The organism is Microbacterium sp. BWR-S6Y, assembly GCF_041379845.1.
In the GTDB taxonomy this organism is placed as follows: Bacteria; Actinomycetota; Actinomycetes; order Actinomycetales; family Microbacteriaceae; genus Microbacterium; species Microbacterium hydrothermale.
This window is the reverse complement of record NZ_JBFECV010000013.1, coordinates 1-10,586: the sequence shown is the minus strand read 5'-3', so window position 1 is coordinate 10,586 and position 10,586 is coordinate 1. Positions and strand designations below refer to the sequence as shown.

Annotated in this window: 11 protein-coding genes; 7 read left to right on the top strand and 4 right to left on the bottom strand. The window is 64.0% G+C overall.

Going from position 1 to position 10,586, the window contains the following annotated elements:
- Positions 1-126 precede the first annotated feature (126 nt).
- Entirely contained in the window at positions 127-750 is a 624-nt protein-coding gene (gene hxlA, locus AB1K56_RS18425) for a 3-hexulose-6-phosphate synthase (protein ID WP_108320573.1), read from the bottom strand.
- 28 nt (positions 751-778) lie between these two features.
- Positions 779-1,357, bottom strand: a complete 579-nt coding sequence (gene hxlB, locus AB1K56_RS18420) for a 6-phospho-3-hexuloisomerase (RefSeq protein WP_108320572.1) — start codon at positions 1,355-1,357, stop codon at positions 779-781.
- A 100-nt stretch (positions 1,358-1,457) separates the two neighbouring features.
- Between hxlB and AB1K56_RS18415 the strand changes: the two genes are divergently transcribed.
- The 3 genes from AB1K56_RS18415 (at position 1,458) to AB1K56_RS18405 (ending at position 6,271) form a co-directional block, all read left to right on the top strand.
- Positions 1,458-2,282, top strand: a complete 825-nt coding sequence (locus tag AB1K56_RS18415) for a LuxR C-terminal-related transcriptional regulator (RefSeq protein WP_270354012.1) — start codon at positions 1,458-1,460, stop codon at positions 2,280-2,282.
- Positions 2,283-2,378: 96 nt separating this feature from the next.
- Positions 2,379-5,033: an excinuclease ABC subunit UvrA gene (locus AB1K56_RS18410; RefSeq protein ID WP_108320571.1), complete on the top strand. Its 2,655-nt coding sequence runs from the start codon at positions 2,379-2,381 to the stop codon at positions 5,031-5,033.
- 443 nt (positions 5,034-5,476) lie between these two features.
- Entirely contained in the window at positions 5,477-6,271 is a 795-nt protein-coding gene (locus AB1K56_RS18405) for a hypothetical protein (protein WP_108320570.1), read from the top strand.
- 103 nt (positions 6,272-6,374) lie between these two features.
- Here the strand turns inward: AB1K56_RS18405 and AB1K56_RS18400 are convergent, their stop codons facing one another.
- Positions 6,375-6,836 (bottom strand): hypothetical protein, encoded by a 462-nt coding sequence (locus tag AB1K56_RS18400; RefSeq protein ID WP_270354060.1) that lies wholly within the window; start codon positions 6,834-6,836, stop codon positions 6,375-6,377.
- On the opposite strand from AB1K56_RS18400, the gene AB1K56_RS18395 reads away from it, so the two are divergent.
- Positions 6,732-7,385, top strand: a complete 654-nt coding sequence (locus AB1K56_RS18395) for a DDE-type integrase/transposase/recombinase (RefSeq protein ID WP_270354055.1) — start codon at positions 6,732-6,734, stop codon at positions 7,383-7,385. The genes AB1K56_RS18400 and AB1K56_RS18395 overlap by 105 nt on opposite strands.
- A 94-nt stretch (positions 7,386-7,479) precedes the next feature.
- Positions 7,480-7,644: a hypothetical protein gene (locus AB1K56_RS18390; protein ID WP_181373572.1), complete on the top strand. Its 165-nt coding sequence runs from the start codon at positions 7,480-7,482 to the stop codon at positions 7,642-7,644.
- 164 nt (positions 7,645-7,808) lie between these two features.
- Here the strand turns inward: AB1K56_RS18390 and AB1K56_RS18385 are convergent, their stop codons facing one another.
- The gene (locus AB1K56_RS18385) at positions 7,809-8,048 is read right to left on the bottom strand and encodes a type II CAAX prenyl endopeptidase Rce1 family protein (RefSeq protein WP_164878291.1); all 240 of its coding nucleotides are present in this window, start codon (positions 8,046-8,048) and stop codon (positions 7,809-7,811) included.
- Between the two features lie 501 nt (positions 8,049-8,549).
- Here AB1K56_RS18385 and AB1K56_RS18380 point away from each other — a divergent pair.
- A complete protein-coding gene (locus AB1K56_RS18380; protein ID WP_108319499.1) occupies positions 8,550-9,683 on the top strand; it encodes a YihY/virulence factor BrkB family protein in 1,134 nt (377 codons plus the stop codon).
- 149 nt (positions 9,684-9,832) lie between these two features.
- Positions 9,833-10,303: a substrate-binding domain-containing protein gene (locus tag AB1K56_RS18375; protein ID WP_108319501.1), complete on the top strand. Its 471-nt coding sequence runs from the start codon at positions 9,833-9,835 to the stop codon at positions 10,301-10,303.
- The last annotated feature ends 283 nt before the right edge of the window (positions 10,304-10,586 follow it).

The following is a 10,586-nucleotide window of genomic DNA, read 5'->3' as shown; positions in this document are numbered from 1 at the left end:
TGAGGGCCTCCTGGTTCGTGAAGCGGTTGAACTCAACAGCTCCACTTCACAACCGGAGGCCCTCGCTTTTTAGCTCCTCATAGCCGTGTCGCCGAAACAACGTCCCTGGACATCACACCTAGGTCGTCAGACGATGGCTGCGCGGAGTTCCGCGGCGGCAGCACCGACATCGGGAGCGCCGTAGATCGCGCCTCCCGCCACAGCCACCTGCGCACCAGATTCCTGCACCGAAGCGATCGTCGAGCTATTGATGCCGCCTGCGACTGAGAACGGCACGCCCGAAGCTTTGCCGTCCTCGAGCAGGGTGGCAAAGGTGAAGCCCTCTTCGGCCTGCTCGTCGAGGCCTGCGTGCATTTCGACGAACTCTGCTCCAAGTGCAACGACCTCTTTCGCACGCTGCGCCTTGTCGCTGACGCCGATGAGATCGACGACAACGCCCTTACCGTGCTTCTTCGCCGCCTTCACGGCACCGGCGATCGTGCTGTCACCGGCACTACCGAGGACCGTCACGAGATCGGCACCCGCAGTGAAGGCAATGTCAGCCTCGAGCTCGCCGGCATCCATCGTCTTGAGGTCGGCGAAGACGACCTTGTCGGGGTGGGCCTTCTTGATCGCGGTGATCGCCGAAAGGCCAGCACTCTTGATAAGCGGGGTACCGAGCTCGAGGATGTCGACGTGCGGCGCGGCGGCAGCAGCGAGTTCGAGGGCGGCCTCGGTGGAGAGGGTGTCCATGGCAAACTGCAGTTTCATTTGGATTCCTTTCGTGCAGTGGTTTGAGTCATTCGAGATTTGCGTGGCGAGGCCAGAGCTCATCAGCGGTCAAGCCGGAGCGGCGCCAGAGTGTGTGGAAAAGCGCGTCGCCGAGGACAACGACCAATTGCTCGAAGAGACTGCCCGCATACTGCTCAGATGCCGCTCCAGAGCGATCAAGCTTGTCTGCTGCCGGCACGACTACCGTGACGGCTGCCAGCGTTGCGAGCGGAGAGTCGGGGACTGTTGTAATAGCCGCCACCCGGGCGCCAGCATCGACGGCAGTCTGTGCCGCGCGCACGATGCCGCCCGTCGTTCCGGAACCGCTGGCAGCGAGGAGCAAGTCACCTGGTTCGATCGCAGGAGCGGTGACCTCCCCGACGACGTGGACGGCTAGACCAAGATGCATGAGTCGCATCGCGGTCATTCGCAGCGCGAGCCCCGATCGGCCTGCACCCAGCACGAAGACTCGCGGAGCAGCGCCGACGATATCCGCGAGCTCCGCCAATCCCGCCCGGTCGCGAGCGATCAGTCTGTCTGTGGCGAGTTCGAGTTCGCGGGCGATGCGGCTGAGCGAGTTACCCACACCGGTTTCGAGGACATCCATCGCCCTATCATCACGGCCGTCAGCCACGTTGGCTCCCCCGCAAAGGAGCAGGTCCACCTACCCGTAGGCATGGGCCTACCTGAGTGGATAGGTTGTCACCGTGGACTTTACCGAACTGTCGTCGCCCGCGTCACGTCAGCATGTCGCCGACCACGCCCGAATCGTCGCCGAGCATGCTGACCGGCAGGCGATCACGCTTGAATCTATGCTCGCGCTTCTGCGATCGCCCCGCCTCGATGACCGCGCAGCACGCAACATGGCGATCGAGGCGGCAACGAGCGCCTTAATCGGGCTGCGCGCTGTTACCGATCAGGAACGCAGCAGCATCCTCGAACCCGTCGTCGGTGCGTTCGCCCGACTGCAGAGCGACCTCCTCCCACTCGTCCGGTTCGGCGATCTCGACGTGCAGTTCGTTGAGCCGCCCGCGACCGGTCGGGCACTCCCAGGAGAGGTCGCGCACGCGGCGCGCGCCATCGTCCGCAGCTCGGTGCTCGCACTCGCGGATCGCAGCCAGGCTCGGCGGGTGCGCATCCAGTGGGACTGCGACGGCCTAAATCTCCTGATCAGCATCCGAGATGACGGGGCCGGCGAACTTTCCGCACACGACGACTCGATCCGCCCAATCGTCGAACGCGTCACAGCCCTCGACGGCGCGATTGCGGTCTCCTCAACACCCGGCTGGGGGTCCTCAGTCGACATCCGGCTTCCCCTCGATCCGCCGGCGGAACCCGGGCCACTTCCGGAATTCTCACAACTCTCCATACGCGAACGAGATGTGTTACGGCTTCTCGTATCGGGAGCGCGCAATGCCGAAATCGCGGAAGAGCTCCTCATCTCCGTCAACACGGTGAAGTTCCATGTGTCGAACCTTCTCCGGAAGATCGGCGCGCGCAATCGGGCGCAGCTTATTGCAACGTCGAGATGATTCCCACCAGCGGTCACCCGTGGTCTAACCCGACACCGATCGGAGCGAAAACGACGACACACAGCAAAGCTGCTCACAGGTCAGTACGATCCGGTCATGACTTCGTCTGATTCTTCACCCGCCGCCGACGCGCTGGTTCGGGTCTCGGGTGCTCGGGAGCACAACCTGCGGAATGTGGACCTCTCCGTTCCGCGGGATTCGCTAGTGGTGTTCACGGGTGTGTCGGGTTCCGGGAAGTCATCGTTGGCGTTTGGGACGCTGTACGCGGAGTCGCAGCGACGGTATCTGGAGTCGGTGGCGCCGTACGCTCGCCGTCTGATCGATCAGGCGGGCGTTCCCGATGTGGACTCCATCACCGGGATGCCGCCGGCCGTGGCGTTGCAGCAGCAGCGTGGAGGACGCAGTGCCCGGTCCACGGTGGGAAGCATCACCACGGTGTCCAGTCTCGTGCGGATGCTGTACTCCCGCGCCGGGGACTATCCGGATGGGCAGCCGATGCTCTACGCGGAGGATTTTTCTGCGAACACGGTGCAGGGGGCCTGCCCGGAGTGTCACGGCATTGGTCGTGTCTACGCGGTGCCCGAGGAGCGGATGGTGCCGGATCCGTCGCTCACGATCCGGGAGCGCGCGATCGCGTCCTGGCCGACGGCATGGCACGGACACCAGCTCCGCGACGTGTTAGTGGCCCTCGGCTATGACGTTGACGTGCCATGGAAAGATCTGCCACGAAAAGACCGGGACTGGATCCTTTACACGGATGAGACCCCGTTCGTTCCGGTCCACTCCCGGTTGACGCTTGCTGAGGCTCGCGCCGCGACCAAGGCCGGGGTCGAGCCGAGCTATTCGGGCACCTTCGTCGGAGCCCGCCGGTATGTGTTGGACACATTCGCGAACTCGAAGAGCGCGTCGATGAAGCGCCGCGTCGCGCAGTACCTCGACGCTGCCCTATGCCCGGTTTGTCACGGGAAGCGGCTGAAGCCTGAAGCGCTCTCGGTCACGTTCGAGGGCCTGGACATCGCGGAGTTCTCGCAGTTGCCGCTTCGAGAGCTTGCTGACATGCTCTCCGACGTTGTTGCGGGAGCGCAACAGGCCGAGACCGTTCCGAATGGTGCTGTGCTTCATGCCAATTCCCGTCGCGCAGCCACGGAGCAGCGCATCGCCGCCGGAGGGTCCGCGCACGCCGCCGCATCCGATGTGCGCCGCACCGCAAACCGTTCGCCGGAGAAGCGCGCCGCTGCGTCCAGGCTCGCTTCCGGGCTGATCGAGCGACTCCGCCCACTGACCGATCTTGGCCTCGGGTATCTGTCGTTAAGTCGAACCACCCCGACCCTGTCGGGTGGCGAGTTGCAACGAATCAGGCTCGCCACACAGCTCAGCTCCGACCTGTTCGGCGTCGTCTATGTCCTCGATGAACCATCCGCAGGCCTTCACCCACAAGACGTGACAGCGCTCTTGAAGATCCTCGACGGGCTCAAGAGAAGCGGAAACAGCCTGTTCGTCGTCGAACACTCCGTCGATGTCATGCGGCACGCGGACTGGCTCGTGGACATCGGCCCCGGCGCGGGCGAGCATGGCGGCCGCGTTCTCTACAGCGGTCCTACCGATGGGCTTGCCGACGTCAAGGACTCAGTGACACGCGGCTACCTATTCGGTGGCAGTGGACTGCCCCCGCACACCCCTCGCGACCCGCGCGGGTGGCTCCACTTGAAAGACGTGACTCGTAACAACCTGCACGGCGTCTCCATCGACATTCCCATGGGTGTTTTCACCGCGGTTACCGGAGTCTCGGGTTCCGGCAAGTCGAGCTTGGTTAGCCAGGCCCTCCCGGCTCTCGTCGGTGATCGCCTCGGTCAGAGCATTCCGGTGGAGGACGAACCGACCGGCGACGAGCTGCTCCTTGCCGATACCCCAGAGCGGCTCGACGGTGTCCTCGACGGCTCTCTCGAGGGGGTCCGGCGGGTTGTCAACATCGATCAACGACCCATCGGCCGAACCCCCCGATCGAACGTTGCAACATATACGGGCTTGTTCGACCACGTCCGTAGACGCTTCGCTGAGACGCCCGAGGCTCGCTCGCGTGGGTACAAGCCCGGCCGTTTCTCCTTCAATGTCTCCGGCGGCCGCTGCCCCACCTGTGAGGGCGAAGGGTCCGTGATGGTCGAGCTACTCTTCCTCCCATCCGTGTACACCGAATGCCCCGATTGTCACGGGACCCGGTACAAAGCCTCGACCCTTGAGATCACTTGGCGGGAGCGCACCATCGCTGACGTGCTTGCGATGAGCGTTGAGGAAGCCCACCCGTTCTTTGACGGGGAAGACGACATCACCCGCTCACTAGCTGCACTGTCAGACGTGGGTCTCGGATACTTGCGACTCGGACAACCGGCAACCGAGCTCTCTGGAGGTGAGGCACAACGCGTGAAGCTCGCAAGCGAGCTACAGCGCGCACAACGAGGGGACACCTTGTATGTTCTCGACGAACCAACTTCGGGCCTGCACTGCGCTGACGCTGACCGGCTCGTGACGCATCTGCAAACTCTCGTCGACGCAGGAAACACCGTCGTCGCGGTGGAACTCGACATGCGGGTGGTGGCAGCAGCCGACTACGTCATCGACCTCGGACCCGGCGCCGGCGATGATGGCGGCGCAGTCGTCGCCGCTGGAACTCCTGCACAAGTTGCCGAGAACGGCGTCGGCGCGTCCGCGGAATACCTTGCTGCGGCGATCAAACTGGTCGTTGCGGCTACCTGAGCAGAAGAGCCGACGCTTGACAACCGCACCGCGCCCACCCCGCGGAGGAAAGCTTCAGCCGCTCCGCGGGGTTAGCTGCGCCGGAGGTGCCGCCGTTTAGGCCGACCGCTCCCATGAGTGTTCCTCCAAGCCACGCGGCGAGTCCCAGGTCGTGGATGCTTCGGCCGAGGTGTTGCGAGTCGACATGTCAGCGCCTTCCGGTTAGGAGTTCTGACCACACACCTATTCGTTGGATGGGCACACGAATTGCCAAGCACCCGAATCGGTGCTCGCCCCACCCCCATGTGCTGGATGCCCTCCTCTGGCCATTTACCACAACGGCGTGCGATGCGCATCCGTTCGGGAGACCCTCAACCTCACTGCCAGTCTTACGTCGTAAGCGCCCTATGAGGGCGATACTCATCCCCCTGGGCGTCTTCGCCTCTTCACGAAAGGGTTCTCTCATGGATTTCCCCGCTGTTCTGCAGAACGGATTGGCCGCGGTCATCTCGTTCGTGCCCCTGGCCTTGCTGTTCCTCGTCATCCTCATCGTGGGGCTCATCGTCGCCAAACTCATCTCCAAGGCTCTGGAGAAGCTGCTCGAGAAGGTCGGCTTCGATCGTCTCGTCGAGCGTGGTGGCGTGAAGAAGGCCCTCGCAAAGTCGAAACTCGACGCATCCGACATCGTCGCCAAGATCGTCTACTACGCGCTGGTGCTGTTCGTTTTGCAGTTCGCCTTCGGTGTGTTCGGACCGAACCCCGTCAGTGACCTGCTCGCCGGAATTATCTCGTTCCTGCCGAAGATCATCGTCGCCATCATCATCGTCGTCATCGCCTCGGCGATCGCCGCCGGCGCCAAGGGCCTCATCCAGAACACCCTGAGCGGACTGTCCTACGGCAAAATCCTCGGCAACATCGTCGCCGTGTTCATCCTGTTCCTGGGTGTGACGGCGGCGCTGAACCAGATTGAGGTAGCAACGACCGTCACCACGCCCATCCTCGTCACTGTTCTCGCGATCATCGCCGGTGTCATCATCGTCGGCGCCGGCGGTGGCCTCATCAGGCCGATGCAGCAGCGCTGGGAGGCCCTGCTGACCAAGGCGGAGGAGGAAGCCCCGAAGATTCAGCAGGAGGCTCGCAACGCCCCCTCCGTCGCGGACCAGGCCAAGCAGGCCGGGCAGCAGGTACAAGATGCCGTTAGCTCGCAGCGGCGTTCCGCCCAGCCGCCGCAGCGCCCCGCGCAGCCGCCGCAGATCTGACATTTCCCTCCTGCTGGGCGGGTCGGTCCGGCGTGCCGGGCTGGCCCGCTCAGCATTTTGCGCCTCGGTAACGCGCCCCAATGGACGCTCCACGCGGGGCCGGTCACTGGGAGTAAGCGCGATCCAGGCGCTCCAAAAGCGACTCGAGCGAAACTTCGAATTCTTTGTCTACGCGATCCTCGCTGAGGAGTCCGCACAGTCGGGCCACCTCGGGCGCGTGCTCGAGGTGGCCCGACTGCACATCGCCTTCGGGCGCAGGGGGGTCGTCCTCGTCGAGCGGCTCCTCGGCGGGGCCTATTTCTGCACCGCGGACGGCGGGCTCAAGACGCAATTGGCCGAGCAGGAAGCTGCTGAATGCGCGATACGTGTCGACTGCCTGCCGGGGGTCTCGACCCCCGTCGGCGTTGATCGTCGCGTTCATCGACGAGCAGCGAACCAAGAACCGCGCGGTCGAGTCAGTCTGCCAGGTCCTGCGGGAGCGGGGCGTGCAGGTCGCCGCGCGGACCCATCGGGCCTGGAAACGGGCCGAACCCAGTGCGCGGGCGCGCGCGGACGCGGTGGTCATCGACGCGCTCCTGTCCACAGCGGGCACACGGAAGGGTTATATGGGCGGCGGAAGATGACCGCTCACCTGCGGCGCAGCGGCCTGGTGGTATCCAAGCGGCAGGTGGACCGGCTGATGCGCGATCTCGGGCTGACCAGTCTGGTCCGGGGGCGGCGGGTGCGGACCACGATCCCGGATCGTCATGCCGATCGTGCCCCGGATCTGCTCGATCGGGACTTCACCGCCGAGGCGCCGAACCGCCGCTGGTCCACGGATTTCACTTATGTCACGACGTGGGCGGGGTTCGCTTACGTGTCGTTCATGATCGACTGCTACTCGCGCGATCGTGGGCTGGCACGCCGCAACCGTGAAGACGACCCCGCCGGTAACACTGCGCTGCGAATGGGCTTGTGGCGACGCGACCTTGCCGGTCACCCGGCCGTGGACGGTCTAATACATCACAGCGACGCGGGCTCGCAATCTACGAGAGTGTCGTTCGCGAGACGCTCGCGCCGGAAGGCTTCGCCGCGTCCATCGGATCGATCTGCGACGCGTATGACAACGCCCTAGCCGAGACTGCGAACGGCTACTAAAAGACCGAACTTGTCCGCGGCCCCGCCCGTCTCGTACGGTCGAGGACCTCGAGCTCGCGACCCTCAGATGGGTGCACTGGCACAACACCCAGCGCCTCCACGGCTACCTCGGCGACGTCCCGCCCGCCGAGTTCGAGAACGCGTTCTATGCTGCCCCCAACGACCGCAATCTGCTGGTCGGAATCAAATGGCGCGAGTCTCCAGCAGACCCAGGGCGCTTCAAGTCGCGGCTCTGACTCGGATTGTCAGTTCGCAGCGGGAAGCAAACCCGCGCCGCTGTCCGTGTGGCGGCGACCCTCGCGACGGTGACACAGCGGGGCTCCGAGCGGGCGATGTGAGTTTCGAGGGGGGACCGCCGATTTCGGGATGCTGTTGTCGAAGGGTCGCCACTTTGCCGGCGTCAGCGGTTGCGTGTCGGGGTGGCTGCGGCAGAGGCGAGCCTGCGCAGATTTTCCAGCAGTACGGCCAGAGCGGCGCAGACGGCGATGCTGACGAGGTCGGTGAGGACCGGAGAGCGTGGGGTGAGGATGAACCAGACGGTGTCGAAGCCGGCGTGGAGGATGATCGCTGGCCAGATGCTTCCTGTGGTGTCGATGAACAGCGCCGCGACGATCCCGAACAGGAACGCGAAGGCAACCACGAAACGCCATCCCGCCCGGTGCTGGCGCCCGCATAGGAGCGGCAGAGAACCGGGATCGGTTCACGTCTCGTGTCCATGTACGACCCGGGCTTGGACCCGGTGGATTTTCACGCCGTCGCCGAGGTATGGGTCGAGGGGGGACAACACGTTGTCGACGCGACCACCCTCGCACCCCGATCGACGCTCTTGTGGATCGCTACCGACTGAGACGCCGCGGATTCCGCCTTCCTCACCGTCATCTCGGGCCGCATCGATCTGACAGACATGCAAGTCACAGCCGTTGCCGACAACCTGCCCTCTGACGACCTGACGCAACTCGTCGTCCTGCACTGACGCGCTCCACGACCGGGTTACTCTCGCACCACCGGCCGGCGGCCAAGGGAGTGCATATCGGCGCGCTCTGCCGACAGGCAAGGCCCCTCACCCGTGGCACCCGGTGTTGAACACTGAAGTGTCCGCGCCAAGACAGGTTGCGGTCACTCACAGGATTCACGGGATCACATGCTGAAGCGAAAAGCAGCCACCAACACCAACACGGGTGCTCCGCACCCGGACGCCGCAAAGAAGCCGGACTCCCCCACCCAGCTGACGAAGCGGTCGTGGAAGTATGTGCTGCGAAAAACAGTGCGGGAATTCTCTGCTGACCAATGCACGGACGCCGCCGCCGGTCTGGTCTACTACGCCGTCCTCGCCCTGTTCCCAGCGCTGATCGCGATCTTCTCCGTGCTCGGTGTTGTCGGCCAGGGCGACGCCGCGGCCGCCGCCATTCTCGGCATTATTCAAGACGTCGCCCCCGACGCCGCCTCCACCCTCCGCGAACCGATCGAACAGATCGCCTCCTCCCGAGGCGCGGGTATCGCATTGATCACCGGTATCGCGCTTGCGTTGTGGTCAGCGTCCGGGTACGTAGGCGCGTTCAGCCGTGCCATGAACCGCATCTACGAAATCGACGAGGGCCGACCGTTCTGGAAGCTGCGTCCAATGCAGCTGCTTGTCACCGTCATCGCGGTGGTCGCGCTCGCCCTCGTGGCCCTTGGCCTCGTTCTTTCCGGCGATGTCACCACGGCGATCGGTAACGCTCTCGGTCTCGGTCGGGGCGTGCAGATCGCATGGGACGTCGCCAAGTGGCCAATCATGCTTTTCATCATCGTGTTCCTCGTCGCGGTGCTGTATTACGCCACCCCCAACGCCAAACAGCCGAGGTTCCGGTGGATCAGCCTCGGCGCGGCCATCGCCATCGTGGTCCTTGGCATCGCCACCGCCGGCTTCGGGTTTTACGTGGTCAATTTCTCCAACTACGACCGCACCTACGGCTCGCTCGCCGGGGTCATCATCTTCCTGCTTTGGCTGTGGATCGCTAACCTCGCGCTCCTGTTCGGCGCAGAGTTCGACGCCGAACTGGAACGCGGCCGCCAGCTGCAAGGTGGCATCGTCGCCGAAGAGGACATTCAACTTCCCGCCCGTGACACCCGAAAAAGCAAGAAGCAGGATGAGAAAGAGTCCAGCGACGTGGAGGAGGGCCGCCAAATCCGCCTCGCTGAAGCACCCGATAGCTCCGACGCCCCTTCTCCACGAAAGCCGTCGACACCTGAACCGCAGCCCCGGAGAAAGTGGTGGCAGCGGCGCCGCCGATGATTCCCCGCCGGCTGCAGCTGACACGCTTGGGTACCGGCCAAACGATCTCGCCCTGTGACGCACCTAATCGAGCTCGGACACCGAAAAATTGCGCTCGTATCTGAAGCTCGCGCCTCGTTTCTCATGGAGCTGCTGGACGACGCTCGCTCATGGCCCTCCATCAATACCAGTCTGCTTCGCCAAAACGGCGCCAGAATCGTTGGGTACCTGCGTGCCCTACGCAAAGCGGGCATCCCGGTAGACCCGCTCAACCTCTCTCTAGCGACGGGCACTCAGCCGATCGCGCCTTCTCGGCCGTCCTGTCCCAGTTCTCAAACGACCGGCCGACGGCATTGTTCTCCCCAGACAGCGTCATGACAGTTGCCACTTTCAGGGCTCTGAAGACACTTGGCATCTCCATTCCAGACGAGGTTTCCCTGATGTGGTTCGACAACCTCGAATGGACCAGGCTCGTGAGCCCTGAACTGTCGGTCGTCTCTCAACCGGTATTGGGGATGAAACAAAGTGCGGCAACCGAACTACTGCGCCGCATCGACGGTGATGAAGACGAGTTCCGCACAACCTTCTGTGACACAGAATTCGTGTATCGGGCCTCGACCGCACCGCCTCCTTCGGGGTAACGGCCAGGTCAACCGACGGTACATCCTGTTGGTGCAAAACCGATGGGTTTCGTACCGCCTTCCAGCCCGGTGGGTCTTCACGTCGTGGCGGAGGCTGCCGCGCCGGCGGCGGACGTTAGCGGCTTACTCCGCCTGACAAGGCCATCGCCGAGGGTGTGGGGGGACTGTCCGATAAAGGGTGTGTGAGGCCCGGCGGTTTTCAATGATTGGTTCTGTCGAACCGTCCGGCGAAGGTGATCGCAAACGCGTTGAGCGCGGGCTTCCACCTGATCGCCCAGCGTGC